Annotated in this window: 12 protein-coding genes; 5 read left to right on the top strand and 7 right to left on the bottom strand. The window is 35.2% G+C overall.

Annotated elements, in window-relative coordinates; all coding sequences use genetic code 11:
• Nucleotides 1-13 precede the first annotated feature (13 nt).
• From WJM97_RS09220 to WJM97_RS09200, 5 genes are all read right to left on the bottom strand, one after another.
• Nucleotides 14-892, bottom strand: a complete 879-nt coding sequence (locus tag WJM97_RS09220) for a tetratricopeptide repeat protein (protein ID WP_353932741.1) — start codon at nucleotides 890-892, stop codon at nucleotides 14-16.
• An 18-nt stretch (nucleotides 893-910) separates the two neighbouring features.
• Nucleotides 911-3,967: a plasmid replication protein, CyRepA1 family gene (locus WJM97_RS09215; RefSeq protein WP_353932740.1), complete on the bottom strand. Its 3,057-nt coding sequence runs from the start codon at nucleotides 3,965-3,967 to the stop codon at nucleotides 911-913.
• Between the two features lie 517 nt (nucleotides 3,968-4,484).
• Nucleotides 4,485-5,126, bottom strand: coding sequence for a Uma2 family endonuclease (locus WJM97_RS09210; RefSeq protein WP_353932739.1), 642 nt, complete (start codon nucleotides 5,124-5,126; stop codon nucleotides 4,485-4,487).
• A 15-nt stretch (nucleotides 5,127-5,141) separates the two neighbouring features.
• Complete coding sequence (locus tag WJM97_RS09205) at nucleotides 5,142-5,732, bottom strand: N-6 DNA methylase (protein ID WP_353932738.1); 591 nt, start codon at nucleotides 5,730-5,732, stop codon at nucleotides 5,142-5,144.
• Nucleotides 5,733-5,867: 135 nt separating this feature from the next.
• A complete protein-coding gene (locus WJM97_RS09200; protein ID WP_353932737.1) occupies nucleotides 5,868-11,585 on the bottom strand; it encodes an alpha-2-macroglobulin in 5,718 nt (1,905 codons plus the stop codon).
• Between the two features lie 283 nt (nucleotides 11,586-11,868).
• On the opposite strand from WJM97_RS09200, the gene pbpC reads away from it, so the two are divergent.
• The 5 genes from pbpC (at nucleotide 11,869) to WJM97_RS09175 (ending at nucleotide 16,842) form a co-directional block, all read left to right on the top strand.
• Nucleotides 11,869-14,220 (top strand): penicillin-binding protein 1C, encoded by a 2,352-nt coding sequence (pbpC, locus tag WJM97_RS09195; RefSeq protein WP_353932736.1) that lies wholly within the window; start codon nucleotides 11,869-11,871, stop codon nucleotides 14,218-14,220.
• A gap of 111 nt (nucleotides 14,221-14,331) precedes the next feature.
• Nucleotides 14,332-14,481, top strand: coding sequence for a hypothetical protein (locus WJM97_RS09190; RefSeq protein ID WP_353932735.1), 150 nt, complete (start codon nucleotides 14,332-14,334; stop codon nucleotides 14,479-14,481).
• Between the two features lie 164 nt (nucleotides 14,482-14,645).
• Nucleotides 14,646-15,566 carry a TIGR01777 family oxidoreductase gene (locus WJM97_RS09185; RefSeq protein ID WP_353932734.1) on the top strand — a complete coding sequence of 307 codons (921 nt, stop codon included), beginning with the start codon at nucleotides 14,646-14,648 and terminating at the stop codon, nucleotides 15,564-15,566.
• A gap of 149 nt (nucleotides 15,567-15,715) precedes the next feature.
• Nucleotides 15,716-16,408 (top strand): DUF433 domain-containing protein, encoded by a 693-nt coding sequence (locus WJM97_RS09180; protein WP_353932733.1) that lies wholly within the window; start codon nucleotides 15,716-15,718, stop codon nucleotides 16,406-16,408.
• Nucleotides 16,405-16,842, top strand: a complete 438-nt coding sequence (locus tag WJM97_RS09175) for a hypothetical protein (protein WP_353932732.1) — start codon at nucleotides 16,405-16,407, stop codon at nucleotides 16,840-16,842. The genes WJM97_RS09180 and WJM97_RS09175 overlap by 4 nt, the downstream gene beginning before the upstream one ends.
• On the opposite strand, the gene WJM97_RS09170 is transcribed toward WJM97_RS09175, so the two are convergent.
• Both WJM97_RS09170 and WJM97_RS09165 read right to left on the bottom strand, forming a co-directional pair.
• Nucleotides 16,843-17,085 carry a hypothetical protein gene (locus WJM97_RS09170; RefSeq protein ID WP_353932731.1) on the bottom strand — a complete coding sequence of 81 codons (243 nt, stop codon included), beginning with the start codon at nucleotides 17,083-17,085 and terminating at the stop codon, nucleotides 16,843-16,845.
• An 85-nt stretch (nucleotides 17,086-17,170) separates the two neighbouring features.
• A complete protein-coding gene (locus WJM97_RS09165; RefSeq protein WP_353932730.1) occupies nucleotides 17,171-17,593 on the bottom strand; it encodes a hypothetical protein in 423 nt (140 codons plus the stop codon).
• Between the last annotated feature and the right edge of the window lie 8 nt (nucleotides 17,594-17,601).

Below are 17,601 nucleotides of genomic sequence, written 5' to 3'. Positions count from 1 at the left end.
CAAAACTCAGGAATTAGGAGGTATAAAGTTTTTCTACTAACTTAGGGTCGAGTTGTATTAATTTGTTGCTGTCTGCGATCGCCCCTTCGTAGTCTCCTAGTTGATGACGAACTTTAGCCCGCAAACCGTAAACTATGGGCAGGATAGGATTAATTTGCAATGCCTGATCATAATCTACAATTGCTGCTGCGTAATTTCCTAAGTTACTGTGAACTAAACCCCTTTGATAGTAAGCTTGCACATCATCGGGATCTAATTCTATGGCTTGATTAAAATCTGCGATCGCCTTTTGGTATTCTTGCAGGTGAGACATGACTAAACCACGATTATAATAAGCTTCCGCAAATTTAGGATTAATTCCCAATGCTTGATTATAATCTGCAATTGCATCCTGATACTCTTGCAGAGAGTAATAACTATTACCACGATTATGATAAGCGGCTGCTAAGTTAGAGTCTATTTGTATAGCTTGGTTATAATCAGAAATTGCTCGTTGATATTTACCAAGAATGTGGAAAATATTACCACGATTACTATAAGCGGTCACAAAATCAGGATGGTATTCTAAAGCCTGATTGATATCTGCAATGGCAGCTTGATAATTTCCCTGCTGAAAATAAGCCAAACCCCGGCTATGAAATGCTTTAGCTATGTCAAAATTGATATTTTCGGGTAACAGGTGAGAACTTTCAGTAATTTTAATGACTTGTTGATAATCGGCGATCGCTTGATCAAATGCTGATAATCCTAAGTAAGCATGGCCACGGTGATAATAAGCTTGGGGTAAGTCTGATTGTAATTCAATTACCTGGTTAAAAACAACTATTGCATTTTCAAAATCACTATGTAAGTTTCTGTTAATTCCCTGTTGAACTAATTCTTGAGTATTCATAATTATCACTGCTGAAAATCACACTAAACTTTCTACCTTATTTCCTATTATCTGTTCCCTGTTCCCTTCTATATGTAAATTATGCAATCTTAACTCATCTCGTTGTTGCCAAACCGTAAATATCTCTTCTCTGCCATCATTCAAAGTTCCCCTATCAACCTGATAAACATCATTAACTCTTCGTAATTTTAAACCTAATAAATTCAAAAGTCTATTGAGAATTTTAATTCCCGAAATAGTATCTTTACCCTTTAACACATCCACACCCAAGACTCGTTTAATATGTTTACTACTTTGTGTTGACACATTTTGCAACCAGATCAAATCACTATCATGCTCGCTAAATACGCGTTCTGGTTCTAAAAATTGTAACATTCCCAAAGCCCGCATTGCTTCAACTTTTAGGGTATAAGTTTTTAAATCTGGTAAAAATACCTTACCTTCTCCCCAAAATAATTGTTTTTGCCACTCTTGTTGATCTCGGAGATGAAAATATTCACTTTCATGGGTGAGATAATAGTGAATTAATAATTGTCCATAATATCCCCTATCATCTCGTAATTTTAACAAAGGAGTTACTTCTACACCATAACGATCTCTGAGTAAATATTTATTCATTTGATAGCGTTCTTCATTACTCAGGGAATGTTTAACTAATAAATGTTCATATTCTACATAATCAATATCTTTAGCATTTGCTACAGATTGAGATAATTTTAACTGATTTTTTTGTTTAATATCTTTGATTTTCCGTTTAATATCCTTAGCTTTTTGACGACTTTGCGCCCAGTCTTTTTGCACTTTAACTATTTCCATAATTAACCGCTTCCGGGTTTCCACATCACTCGCATCAGTAGCAAAAAAAGCTAACCGCAAATCTCGGATAATATTATTTTGAACTGCATTACTCCGCAAAATAATCTTATGTCCATCAGCTATTAAACCATCTTCTAAAGACTGACGATAAAGACTAATAGAAGAATTTACCCTAGCGGCTAATTTGGCCCAAGTTCTTAAATGAATTGGATCATAAACCGCAGGTAAGTCTACATCTATTTTATGTAAAGGACTTAATAAAGCTAAACTTTCTTTTTGATTTTCCTGATACCAATTAGCTAAGGATTGATAGTTTGTACTACCGCTACCAATGAAGCCAATCCCACGTTTAGCACACCAGACTACACGGGGGACATGATCACGTACTCTTGCTAATGCTTGACGTACTTCTGAGTCAGGAATTACTCCTTGAAAAATACCATAAACTCGGTCAAAATGTTGGACATCAATACTAATTCCCGTACCCAAACTAGGGGTAACAAAAACAGTATCATAATCAGTAATTTTTTGATTAATAGCGGTGATAAAATCTACTGCTGCATGACCTGGTGTATTAGTAGTTTGACTACTCACAACTAAGCTATCAGGAAATTCTTTTTTTAGTTTTTGTAATCTTTCTTGCAGATAACTTTCAATAGTTTCACAACTGTATCTACCGGTACGACTATCGGTAGTGACATAACATTTTCTGCCGGCAATTAAGTCTAATTCTAATTGATGAATTAAGGGTGTAGGGTTTGGTGAATCATAAAAACTTACATCCCAACCTTGCTGGGGTTTCCATTTATTTACAACTACCCAGGGAGTAATTTTATTCCCTGCTAAACCTTGTAAATATTCTAGGGAAACATCTGACAAATCAGCATCTTGGGCAATGATTAAACCCCCAGTTGCCAAGACTGTAGAAATCAATTGTTGAAAAATACTGAGGATTTTTATTCGTTTATGTTTACAAGTATTACTATTGAGAAGATGCCACAAAGATTGTTCAACTTCATCTAAGATAATTATTCCTCCTTGCCATTCTTCTGGTTCTATTTTCCAGATAGAATCTACACATAAACCAAAGGATTGATTAACTTGTAGATTGGATTTTAATCCAATATTTATTCCCCAATCAATGCCAATTTTTTCACATAAGAATTTTCCTAACAGGATGCGATGGGTAATTAATAAAACTGGACGATGACAAGTTTTAGCTTGTTTAACAATTGTCTCTAGTCCAGTAGTTTTACCTGTACCTTTAGCTGATTTTACGCCTACTAAACCAGAGGTGGGAAAGGGGATTTCTGCTAAGAAACTTTGGTTGATAGTTAGGTCTCGGGAAATGGTTAATTCTGTATGGGGTTTAGTTTTTGCCAGGTAGATTTCTAAATCTACACTTTGATTGTAAATTTTATTCAGATTAGCTGCACCTTTAGCAACAATGAATTCATCAACGCCTTTTTCTGTTCCTGGTAGTTCTATAACTTTAACATGGCAATTTTTTTGTTGTAATAAACAACCTAATTGGGAAATAGCATTGTTAACAGCAGTGACTTGTTTAGGTTTAGTTTCAAAGTCAAAACATATATAAAAATTACGATTTTTAGTAGCAAAAACTGCTAAGTCTGGTATGAGTTGACGACGGGTAACTTTACCAAATTTATTTTTAATAACTCGATAACCGCTAGTAATTCCTGGAATAGCGATCGCCACATATCCTTGTGTTAATAAAGCGGCAGCTTTTTTCGCACCTTCACAGATAATAATTGCAATATTATTTTCCATTACCCACTGCCAAAAACCTTCTGCTTCTCCATCTTCAGCAATGGTAATATTTTCTGGCATTGTTACACTGTAACGCTGGGAAATTTGCTGCCAAATTTGTAGTGTTACCCGCAGACAAAATACCCTGGTTGGTGTGCTAGGAGGATGTTCATATTTTATACTTTTGCCTTTTTGATTTTGTCGGGGTTGGGTGGGTTTGAAACATCCCCATTCCATCTGCTGCCAATTATTTAGTGGATCTCGTCCGGAACACCACCAACCACCTGCTGTAATATGGTTGTAACGCTGTAACCAAGCAGCTTTTATCATGCCTGTATTGGTGCGCGGAAGTTGATCGGATATGAGTAGATATTGATAAGCGTTGACACCTTGAAGCGATCTAAAATTTAAGCACGCTAAGTGTAAATCTATACAGCTATTTTGAACTAATTCTTCAAGGTGTTGAGGGTGTAAATAATCTACAAGCATGGGCAGATGCACTAAAGAAATGGGCTTGGAAAGACAACGGAATTAAAACCTTAACACGCATCTGCTGATTTTTGATCAAAAATCTTCGGTCATTTTAGTAAAACTTTTTATACCTTGTTTTTTGAAATACTGCGGTTAATACAGGAACGACTGTTTTTTCCTGTGGAATCGTCGAAGTGATAAGTTTGTATTGTGATTTTTATAGATAGTTAAATTTTATTTATCAGTATATTTTTTATGTAAATAGTAATTTTGTACTTTTACCTAATCTAAGTATCCGTTAATTTGCTGAATTAAAGCACAGTCCAAATTGCCACAATTCAACCCTCCTGTTGCTGAAACTGCTTTAACCAACTTTAGGGGTTAAAGTCCCCGTTGTAAGTAGTCGTGCAAAATAAATTTCATATTTAGGGAAGGTGACAGGTGACAGACAAGAGATACAGAGATTTCTATTGTTTTCCCAAATGTGCAATTAATTTTGCCCAGGTACTTAAAACCTAATTCTAAATTCTGGATTCTAAATTCTAAATTCTTTTAATAACCAAGCGCCAACTTCAGATTGAGTCATTTCACGACTACGGAGTAAAGCTTCCTCTAAAATTGCAATCAATAAACCAGGAAATACCTGTGATTCTTGAATACGTTTACTACCTTGATCTGCCATAGCATAAGCGATGATTTGGGCATTTTGGACATCTACCACCCAATATTCAGCAACACCTAAATCTTCATATAGAGTTCGTTTTGTCCCCAAATCATCAAGGAGAGAGGTTTTCGCAATCTCAATCACCAAATCGGGTGCAGGATACAGATCAAGTTTGACAATACCTGTACCAGTGGGGATAGATTGGGCGCGTTCTCGCAAATAATACGCCACATCAGGCTGACAATCCTGAATACCAGTTTTACGAAAAGTAGTAGTATCTAAACCTGTAGCCAGAATTCCTCTAATTGTCGCAAATAAAGTTACCGCAAAAATAATTACAACATGGTCTTTACCATGATCAAAACTAACTGGTGCCATTTCCAGCCTCATATACCCTTTGTAGTAGTAACTCTTCGTTTTCTCGTTGACCAAGTTGATAATTATCTGCTCATAATCTGCCCAAGAAGTGTAAATCCATGTATCTGTGGGTAACTGGGTTTGTAACTCAATCATTTTTTAACCCTCCGGTCAAAACGAAAATTTTTGTTTCTTTGCAAAATCTATAAATGCACTTCTAATCTCATTTAGATCATGGTCAATAATCATGTGTCCATGATCATCAATCCTTGGTCTACCATCTTTCCCTGGCTTGTAAATATACTCTCCAGAGTTATCTTTACCACTATTTTCGCTGGTGGCAAAAAATATAGGATAGTCCTTAATTTTAGGACAGTAATGTTGAGAATTAGGATCATCATTCCACTTTTGGAGAAATAAAACACTGGTTTTTGTGCCAGTATGCGGCTTAAAAGTATTTACGTGCAGTCCTACCACTGCTAAAATTCTAGCTCGCTCACTAATCCAAGTCCACACATGAGCATCAGTAATATTATTAAACCGTCCTTGAGGAAGAACAATTGCCATTCGTCCCCCTGGACATAAAAACTCTAAATTACGCTCAATAAATAAAACATCTCGACTTTGTTTCGTTTGCCATTTTCCTGAATCTTCATAGCGTTTACTCTCAATAGCACTAGCTTGTTTTTGCCGTTCTTCTGAATCAGTTAAAGCATCAACATCAATCGCTTTCCACTTCTTAGCAAGTTGATATTGATACAAAATTTTACTATCTACAATATCTCCTGCGAATGGTGGGTTTTAAATCAAGTATCTATAATTTCACTGAATTTCTTAACCTTATGTTCACATTTTCAGTGCGAAACGCTACATTTCCATCAACGCCAATTAGAATTATTACTTTTTCTCCTCCAAAATCACAATTGAATCTGCACTGCGGCCAAATTCTTCTGGTGCATATTGCAGATATACTTCTGCACCAGGCCATAAAAATGTTCCTGGAGTCACAGAACGGACTAAATAATGTAAGCTATAAACTCCCGCTTCTAGATGATCTGCATAGGAAACAATTCTATCTTTATAGATAGTTTTATATCCTATTTGCCAACTATCTGCTTTTGCTTGTAATGCGGGTGTAGCAGTTTGAAAACTTTGATCTACTGCTTCAAAACCTGCGGGTAAGGGATCTTTAATTACTAAATGATCTATGGGATGATCAGCTATTATTTCTAAACCAATATCAAAGACTTCTCCAGGTTGTAAAATTAAAGGTTTATCAAAAGCATACATTCCTGTTTTTTGAATTACTTTCTCATCATTAACTTTACTGATTTCTCGCGTTACTCGCAAACCCTTAAATTTTCCTGTTTGTATTCCTTGTAAGCGATATTTATAAGTTGCTAAATAATGTAATTTGCCATTTCCAGACTTTTGCAAGATTAAATCATGATTACCAAGTGGTAATTTTTTCATATCTATGTCTATCTGTGAACTTGGATTTTGATAATCATTAAATCGAGTTTCTACTATTTTTCTACCTGCTAAATTTACCGTGGCTTTAAAGTTAGAGGGTTTAGGTTGTAGTTGACTATATTCTACTAATGCTGTTAAGGCTTGGGCATTATTAAATGTTGTTTGCCATGTACCTTCTCGGCGTAAATTTAAAAGACTTTGTAGCAGTTTATCAATAATTTCTGGTGATGTTTTTTGGGCTATAAATAACCGTAATGCTTGGGCTTGGACAGTTGACTGTGAAGCCATCCAAGTCCAGCTTTTTGGTAGGTTGACAACTGCGTTACGTCCAGTTTCATAGATGTTTTTTTGTAATTCTAATCTGATAATTTGTGCTTGATCTTGCCATTCAGGAAATTCGTATAAATATCGTGCTAATTTAATTTGCGTCACCAGATCAAATTTTTCCCGTTGTTGATAAATATCTGATAAGAAACTATTGCGTTGATCACCTAATTCTGATAAAGCAATTAAAGCATTAAGTCGTAGTTGAGATTGGCAAAGTCTAGATTTACAAAACTTATATTGTCCAGGGTTAGCAAGGACTTTTTGTAAATAAGTTTTTAACTGAGAGAGAATTTTATCATTTACTAAATTCGGGTAAGTTTGATTAGCTTTAACTAATGATTCCGCAGCGTAAGCAGAAACCCAAGGATCTGATTTTTCTTGTCCGGGAAATGCTGCAAAACCACCATCAATAATTTGCAATTGCTGGAGTTGAGAAATTGCCAGTTTAGCTTGTTGCTGGGGATTAAATTCCGAGAATGTTTGATTATATTTTTGGCTTAATTCCTGTAAATTAACAGCTATTAATAATTGACTTGCTGCCGGTTCTGCAAATGGTAAATTCTCATCTGTTAAAACTTGATTTGCGGGGGCTTTAATTTCTGGAATTAAGGTACTTGCTAGTTGAATTTCTAAACCTCCTATTGCTGTGTTGATGTTATTTTTATCAATATTTAAGGGGATTTTTACTTGGTTATCAGTAATTCCAGTTTCTACAACTTGTTCTGTAATTCCTAAAGGTTTAATTTCCAAAGGAACTGTAAACGCATCAGTGATATTATTTAACTGTGTTGCAAAGGTAATTTTACTTTCTCCTGCTGTTTCTGCAATCATGGGAAAGCGGTAAGCTTGGGTTTTTGACTGTGATTTTGTGCGTAAATTTTGAGTTTTGGGGTTGTTTTCGGCAAATTTTAATGAACCGCTAACTTCACCATTAATATTTAAAGTTCCGGTGTTTTTAGTGGTGTTGGTAATAGATAAACCTGCAAGAATGCGATCGCCTGATCTGGCAAATTGGGGGATAATAGCATTAGTTATTAATGGTTTGGTGGTAATAAATGTCTCTTCACCATTTCCAAAGCGTAAATTTCCATCGGTAGCAACTACCATTATTCGCCAAGTGGTTAAATCATCTGGTAATTTAAAACTAATATTAGCTTGGCCATTTTCATCACTAATTACAGCACCATTGTAATAAGCTAAAGGTTGAAAATCTTCTCTTATTCGTGTATTTGCTAAAGCACTGGATAAACCACCACCATAACCCCAACCTTTAGGTAAAATTGCAGTTTGTGAAGTTAATCTTACATCAGGACGGTTATCACTAAACCGAGTAGAAATTGCTTGTTCTGCATAAACAGTATCCACTAAATTTGGAGGACGATAACCCGCAAGTTGTAACACCGCTTCATTGACAACCATAACAGTAAATTGTCCTGAAACTGGGTTTCCTTGACTATCCTTCAATGTTAATTCTAAAGTTTCCTCTTTTCCTGGTTCTAAGGTTTTTTGATTTGGTGTAACTTGTACTTTTAAATATTTATCTGACAAATTTACTTGAAAAGGTGCAAAACCTATCCGTGCTAAATTATCTAAACTTGTTAACTCTGAACCTTGGGTTTTGATTTCTTGTAATGCTTTACCTTGTCTAACTAAAACTGCTTGTACCGCAGCATTAGGTAGCATTTCTGGAGTGACAGTAAATTGAATTTGTGGCGCACCTCCCTTAACTGTGGTAATTTGTTGATAGAGAGGTTTATCTTTAATAACTGCAAAATATAACTCTCCTGCTGCATAGGGAGATTGAATTAAAGCTGTTGCAGTTTCCCCAATTTTATATTCTTTTTTATTTAATTTTATTGTTAATTTATCCTTTTCTTCACCACCCCAAAATACTTTGTTTTCTCCTGTTACCCAAATTTGTAAATCTGTCGCTGTTACCTGATCTAAACTATTAGTAAAATTAGCTTGAATTCTATAAGAACCTGATTTTTGAGGTTTAAAAATTACCGTTTTGGGAACACTAGCAGATTTAACCTCTGCTTTTGCAACTGTTTGATATTCAACTTGATTTTTTGGTGTTCCACTACCTTCGACAACCTGAGTTACACTACTATATTTTATCTCTTGCAATTTTAATCTAATACTTTGATTTTCTAAAGTTTGACCTTTTGCATCAGTAACAACGAATTCCACAGGAAACTTCTTACCTGTGTTAGCAACAAAATTGCTTTTCAAACCTATTAATCGCGGACTAGGTAAAGCAGTAAAAGTCTGAGAATTAGCAACTGATAAATTAGAAACATCAGCAACTTGCACATCTACCCGATAATTCATCGGATAGGGTAAATCTCTAGCAACTGTCACCTTTTGACTATTTTTACCATTAACATCTAATTGAGTAGTTGTTTGTAAAACATCACTGGGAATATTTGGACTTTCTTCCGGCCAAAACCACTGTTTACCAAAACTAAATTCTTCCCAACCCTGGGGAATAAAATTAGTTTGTTGACGGGTAACAAAATACTTAGCTTCTCCACTTTGTACTGGTGAACCAAATAAATAATTACTATTAACATCTATATTAACAAAATCACCAATTAATGCAAATTCTTTATTGAGTTGTAAATCTACTTTAAAGTTAGGTGGTTTAAATTCAGCAACCCGAAAATTACCAGAAATTTCTTTTCCATTTTTACCTTTAGCAATAATTCGATAATATCCTAAAGGTTGATTTTTCTGGATTGGTAATTCTAAAGCAAATGTTCCAAATTCATTCGTATTTTTTGTCCCTAAGTCTAATTTTTTACCATTGGAATTTTCTAAAGTTAACTGATAACTAGCATTTTTATCCTGGATAATTTCACCCTGTTCTAAGAAATCTGCAAAACCAGTGAATGCAGCTTTTTCACCTGGTTGATATAACTCCCTGTCAGAAAAAATTACACCCCTAGATTTGGGTTTACCATCTTCCCAATCTGTATAAATACCATAACCATAACTACCACTATATTCTTGAGTTCTTGTAAATGTCCAATCTTGATTTTCTCTCGCAATTACTAATAATTTTGGTAGTTTTTTATCACCACCATAACACTTTTGTAAGTCGTTATTTGCTAATTTCAAAGTTCCACTATCATCAGTTTTTCCTGTTGTACAGGGTACAGGTTGGGGACGTGATTTTTGATTTTGATATAACTTCGATTGATAAATTTCAATTTCTGCTGCTTTGACTGGTGAACCATCATCTAAATGATGTACTCTCACAAAACCAGATTCTGGAAACCATTGACTAAATACACCTAAATTTGTTAACTGTACCATTCCATAAGTCGTTGGTTCTCTCCAATAGCTTTGATTATTTTCTAAATATTTATTTGTTTTTGCTTGCACTCCATACGCTAACATTCCTTGATTATTAGTTAATTTATCTTTGAGTTTCACAGAAATATTAATTGGTTGATTTTGCTTACCTGAAACTTTAAAACTTTGCCATTTATCAGGTTGAGGTAATAAATCATTAGCATCATTAGTATAAACCAAATCCGTAGGTTTAACAACATTATAATCAGCTTGATATTTAGATTCTGGTAAATTTACAGCAGTAATATTTAACTGCAACTCTTGATTTTTAGGAAAGATATTCAAATCACTAGGAACTCGAATATCTCCTGCTAAATCCCCCGTATCATATTTAATTTTTAAGGTTTTACCTAAACTTTGTCCAAACTGATCTTGTAAATTTCTATCAATAGTAATTGTGTAATTAGTTGCTGGTTTTAAACTATATGGATTAATACTAACAATTCTATCTTGATCATAGATTTGTAAAACCCGATCAATATTTTGAGGTTGAGGTTCAATTTTAATACTAGCTTTGACAGAATCCGCAACTAAAACATTATTAAATTCTAGCTGAGGACTACCTTTAACAAATCTACCATAAGTCCCCCCTGCGTCTGGTTGTCCATAATTTTTAATTCCTTGAAATTTCAAAGGTGCATAAGTCGCTAACTTACTCACAAATTCTTGATTACTAGGTAAATTACCATAAGCAGGAACAATCCCAGGAGAAAAAACCAAATGATAAACAGTAGATTTTTCTAAATTTTTAAATGGGGTAATATTATAAACCCAATTCCGTGCAGAAGGGTCAAACTTTGCCAAAGGATCTAAATTTTCTAGTTCTTCTTCCTCAACTAATTCAACTCTTAAATTTCCCTCTGGTTCTTGACCATTAGGAATTAACTGTAAATGTTGTTGAACAGAATCTATATTTAACTCTACATTCGATGTAAATTTTAATTCTGGTTTAATATCAACTGGTTGCAACTCCGCTTTTTCAACTTGATTAACACCGGGTAAATTAATCAATTTTATCTCTGGAGTCTGAAAAGTCCAAGCTAAATCTTTTGTTAGAATATGATTTTCTAAATCCTGTAAACCAGATTTTAAAGTAACTTGAACTCTCGTTGCTATCGGTAAAGCTTTGTCAGCTTGAAAACCTACCATACGCGGTGTTAAAAAACGAAATTTACCCGGTAAAGGAGGCCAAAGTTCAAATTTATTTAATATATTCTCCTGCTTTGGACTATCCAAACTTTCCACAGGAATTAAAGGTGCTGTAAATCTAATTCTAATTTGACTGAGAGTATCCCCATCTCCCACAGGACTTATTTGTTCTATCCATTCTGGTAACTTGGGAGGTGTCAATTGTCCCACCGTTGGTAACTTTTCCCTACCTGGGGTAACAGCAACACAACCAGATATAGTTAATATTAAAGTGATGATAAATAACAGTTTTAGTAGTTTTTTCATGTTTTTTAATTTATATAACTTAAATCTCTAAAATTTTCATTCCTCTACATGATAAATTTTAGTTCTCTTACAGTTCTAATAAAGTAACGAACCCCAGAGACACAGAGGACACAGAGGTAAGAGGTTTTTAAAAATTACTTTTATATGATTGTTGCTAACTCTTACTTCCTTATATAGATAACTAATTAGGTGTAATTTGTTCCCGAAAAACATACAAATCTTAATATTGAAGAAATATTAATTATTTATGAAATCTGCTCAATAACTCTTGAAATCTAAACCTATGAAACTTAAAAACCTAAAAAAATTAACTCTCCGCGTCTCTGCGTCTTTGCGTGAGATAATATCCTATTTTCGTTATTTCAATAAATATATCCTGACCATCATTATTATCTGCCTAACAATCCGAATATTACCCTATTTTGCACCTATTCATAGCCAAGACATAGCCCAAAAACAACTAGCATTGCAATTTACAGATCGCAACAATTTACCATTAGGAACAATCCTCACCCGTGACCAAGAGCATACATCAATTGTACCATTAAATCAAATTTCACCCCAATTTATCAACGCCATCTTAGCAGCAGAAGACGGTAACTTTTACCAACATGGTGCATTAGATTTAAAAGCAATTATCCGCGCTACCAAAAATTCTCTTTCTCATCAAAAAATTGTTTCTGGTGCTTCCACCATTACCATGCAATTAGCACGAATGCTAGAAAATTCACCCCGGAATATTAATGGTAAATTCAAAGAAATTTGGTTATCTTGGCGATTATTCGCAGGAATGAATCAAGATGAAATTCTAGCAGCTTATATTAATCGTTTACCGATGGGAGGAAATATTTATGGTGTAGAAGCAGCAGCACAAATTTATTTTTCTATCCCTGCACAAGAATTAAATTTAGCCCAATCTTCTCTATTAGCTGCAATTCCTAATAATCCCAATTATTTTAATCCTTATCAACACTGGAAAAGACTAAAAACACGCCAAAAATATGTTTTAAAGCAAATGGTACAAGATGGTTATATCAGCGAAGAAATAGCCGAAAAAACATATCAAGAAAAGGTAGTCTTTCAATCTCGTCAACAGGGAATTATTGCTGCACCTCATTTTTTATTTTGGTTAGCACAGCAAAATAATCCTCTCCGCAAGCAAGGAGGGGAACTGGAATCTTTGCTAATTCAAACTACTATCAATCTCCCTTTACAACAGTTTGTAGAAGCACAAGTAAAACAGGTGCTTGATTCTTTAAATGATAAAAATGTCAATGATGCAGCAGCTTTAGTCATTGATAACCATTCTGGGGAAGTTGTCGCTTATGTTGGTTCACCTGATTATTTTAATGATGTCAAATTAGGACGGAATGACGGTGTACAAGCTTTACGTCAACCCGGTTCTACCTTGAAACCTTTTATCTATGAATTAGCATTAGAAAAAAGTGTGATTAAACCTAATTCTATTTTAGCTGATGTTCCTTCCCATTATGCCATTCCCGGTGCAAAATTATATAGTCCCAAAGATTATACAAATCAATTTTTAGGGCCTGTAAGAGTGAGAATTGCTTTAGCAAATTCTTTAAATATCCCCGCAGTTAGAACATTAGAAAAAATCGGTGTAGATACTTTTTTAAATCGTCTGCATCAATTAGGTTTTAAAAACTTAAATCAAAGTTCTGAATATTATGGTTTGGGTTTGGCTTTGGGTGGTGGTGAGGTGAGCTTATGGGAATTAGCACGGGCTTATTTAACCATAGCTAACTTAGGAGAAAAACAGCCTTTAATTACTATCTTAAATCATCCTTCATCCCCTTCTCAATCTTCCATTTCCCAACCTATAAACTGGCAATTAATTATTGATATGTTAAGCGATCGCTATGCCCGCGCCAATGCTTTTGGTGTAGACTCAGTATTAAACCTACCCTTCCCCACAGCTGTCAAAACTGGCACTTCGTCTAACTATCGAGATACATGGACAGTAGGTTTTTCCACTGACTACACCGTCGCTACTTGGGTAGGAAATTTCAACGGTGAACCCATGCGTCAGGTCTCTGGTGTTACAGGTGCTGCACCTTTGTGGAATCGCATCATGTTACATTTACATGAACATCAAACTCCTGCTGACTTTTCAGCACCAGCAGGGTTAGTGCAATTGCCCATCTGTGCCAACACTGGGTTGAAACCTACACCTGATTGTGATTCAGTAGTACAGGAATATTTTGCACCCACAGATAAAATTGCTTACGAAAATTCTACTGATTTCCATTTATCACCTGTGTATAATCAATGGTTAGAAAAACAACCACAATCAAATTTTATTTCTGATCAATTAAGAATTTTATCACCCCGTGATGGTGATTTATTTCTGATCTATCCCGGTGAAAAAGAACAGCAAAAACTAGAATTTAAACTAGCTGGAAATTCTCATCAGTCTGTCGAGTGGTGGCTAAATGGTCAAAGGTTATCTACACAGTCAAATAATGAGATTTTTTGGCATTTACGCCCTGGAAAATGGAGGCTGGAAGCTAGAACTGGCAAGATTAGTCATCGAATAAATTTTCAAGTAGAGGAAAGATATACCCAATCTAAAAGAGAAGGTTTTTCTGTAGTTAATCCTACTATTTCTCGATAGCCTGATTGTACATACAAACTTTCTGACAAAATAAAATATTTCTTCCGGAATGTGTTGACAAAAAAATGATGTTATAGATTAGAACCGGAGTTATATCTAAGCTATACAACCATGACTACAACACAAGAAAAAAAGTCTACCAAAAAGATAAAACAGTCTTTTGCTAATGTAGATATTGGTACTCCTAAAGTACCTGTCCGTAAAACCAAAGCCAAAACCCAGCAACGTGAATTACTCAGTGACTGGGAACACGCCAGTTAATCAGGTGATAGGTAACAGTGCTAGAAATCTTGTATAATGTATGTTTCAAGATTCATTTCTGTCAAGAATATTAACTAACTTAACAACAGACAGTACAGCCTCAAAAATTGTTAAATTAAGTTAACAGTGAAGACTGGTACAATGTGCTTGAGTTTAGGTTAACAATGAAAGTAGTAATCACGGGAGCCACAGGATTTGTAGGTAGTCGTTTAGTGAAACGGCTGCAAGATGAAGGTAATAAAGTCTTAGTATTAAGCCGAAACACCAATCATGCCCATAAGGTTTTTCCATCTCAGGCTTTTCCCAATGTCGAAATCAGGGCTTATACACCAAATGTATCCGGTGCTTGGCAAGATGCGGTTGTTGGTTGTGATGGTGTGGTGAATTTGGCAGGAGAACCCATTGCTGAAGAACGCTGGACACCGGAACGGAAGCAAGCCATCCTCAATAGCCGCAAATTATGTACACAAAAACTTGTCGAAGCGATCGCTAAAGCTAACCCCAAACCTACTGTGCTAGTCAACGCTTCAGCCATTGGTTACTACGGTACGAGCGAAACCGCTACTTTTGAAGAAAATAGCCCCTCCGGTCAAGATTTTTTAGCCCAAGTCTGTCAAGAATGGGAAGCAGAAGCCAAAAAGGTAACAGAGACTGATGTGCGTTTGGTAATCTTGCGCTTTGGCATTGTTTTAGGTCATGGTGGCGCTTTGGGGAAAATGATTACTCCCTTTAAACTTTTTGCAGGTGGTCCTATTGGTAACGGTCGTCAGTGGTTTTCTTGGATTCACCTAGATGATATGGTGAATTTAATTATTCGAGCTTTAACTCAGCCTAATATGAAAGGTGTGTATAATGCCACTGCCCCTAATCCGGTGCGGATGACAGATTTAAGTAATACGATGGGGCAAGTGATGAATCGTCCTTCTTGGTTGCCTGTGCCTGGTTTTGCCTTGGAAGCGATGTTAGGTGATGGGGCAATTGTGGTTTTAGAAGGACAAAAAGTATTACCTCAACGTACCCAATCTACAGGTTTTAATTATCAGTATCCGAATTTGCAATCAGCATTAAAGGAAATTTTGAAATAATAGGTAATGGGTAATAAGAGTCAGGAGAAATAATAAATTTTTTCCTTACATCTTACACCCTATTCCCTTCAATAATTGATATTATTGATATCCCAATATCCCAAACATGATATAAATAATAAACAAGAACATCTCTGGTAGGTAAGTTTATGAAAAACCTTTATGGAGAAGTTGATCCTAGAGATATTCCTGCCTATTCTATTAGCGATGCCGCTAAATACCTACGTATTCCAGCAGGTACTATTCGATCTTGGATAGCACCAATATCAAATGGTTCTCAATTCTCCAAAAAACTAATTTTAACTCAAGATATTAAACCAAAACTCCTTTCATTTATCAACCTCGTTGAAATTCATGTTCTTAGAGCTATTCGTAAACACCACCAAATGCAACGCGATAAGGTAAGAATTGCTCTTGATGAAATTGAGGATCAGTTGCAATTATCACACTTTTTAGCCCGTGAACAATTCCGATCTCATGGAGTTGACTTATTCATAGAAAAATATAGTTCTCTGATTAATAATGCCTCAGAATACTGGCGAACAGATTTGAAAAATGCTTTTAATACTCATTTTCAACGCATTGAGTTTGACAAGAATGGACTTGCTATTAAACTTTTTCCATTTACTTGTTCTCAAGAAGAAGATAACCCACGCATTGTTGTAATTGATCCCAGAATTGCTTTTGGTCGTCTTGTGATTGCTGAGACAGGAATTCCTACTACGGTTTTAGCTGAACGATTAAAGGCTGGTGAATCAATCGAGGATCTTGCCTTTGATTATAACTGCGATCGCCTGAAAATTGAAGAAGCTATCCGCTGTGAATTACCTGTTGTTGCATGACCACACCTAAGTCAATTACCTTTTTTATTGATAGATGTTTAGGTACAGGAACTGTTCCCGCAAAACTTCGCAATGCAGGTATTTTCGTGGAAATTCACGATGAACATTTTGGTCAAGGAACTCAAGATGTAGACTGGCTACCAGAAATAGGTAAAAAAGGTTGGGTTGTTTTGACTAAAGATGATAGAATCAGCAGAAACAAGTTAGAAAGAATTGCTATTGCTCGCGCTCAAATCAAAATGTTTATTTTGACTTCCCAAGGTTTAAAAGGCGAAGAAATGGCAGAAATTTTTATTAAAGCAATTGACAAAATGGAAAAGTTTGTTCGCAAGCATCCTGCTCCATTTATTGCAAAAGTTTCTCGTGACGGTAAAATTAATCCTTGGAAAGACAGTCAGATGTTATTACAAGAAATGGAGCAGTTTTTATCCTAACTAACTTTTCATCAATTTCTTAGACACCCAACTACTAATACCACTTAATAATGCCCCACCCATCAATATACCTATGGCTGGGTTAAATAGTGGCTGCCATAATTTATGCCATAAATCTAAACCTAAGTTGATTCCTGAAGCATTGCCAATCACAGCTATAGCAAACCACCCAAATCCTAAAATTACCAAGAAAAAGTCAATAACTAATATTGTATTTACCCAATTCAATACTTTATCTTTCATATTATTGATGTCATTTTTTTTAGTTAATTAGCATAATTCGCAATTACAAATTACGAATTATGAGTTACAAATTACGAATTACAAATTATTCTTCAAATAGCCATTTTCTCACTTTAGTTAGGTTTTTCCAATCTGGTTTTCTGGTTAAACCATCTTCAATGCTATTTTTAACTTCTTCTTCCCATTCATTGTTGACAAAAATCAACTGTTGGGCAAAGTCAATATGTTCTCGCAAACCTTTGTGACCGGTTTCTAACATTGCTAAAGCTAGATTAATTCTCGCTTGTGGATCTTGAGGATTAATTTTAACAGCTTTGCTTGCAGCTTTATAAGCTAACTGGCCTTGATCATCTAGAAGATATAACCAAGATAAACAAATCCACGCTGAACTAGCTCTAGGAGAGCGATCGCACACTTCTTTAAATACGGGAATTAAAGTTGCTACAGACTCGCCTTCTTTATATCTTTTTAAACCAGTATCAAATAATTCTTCAATTGCTATAGTCATTTGTCATT

Source organism: Okeanomitos corallinicola TIOX110 (assembly GCF_038050375.1).
Classification (GTDB): Bacteria; Cyanobacteriota; Cyanobacteriia; order Cyanobacteriales; family Nostocaceae; genus Okeanomitos; species Okeanomitos corallinicola.
The sequence above is the reverse complement of the archived record's forward strand: the minus strand, read 5'-3'. Positions and strand labels throughout refer to the sequence as shown.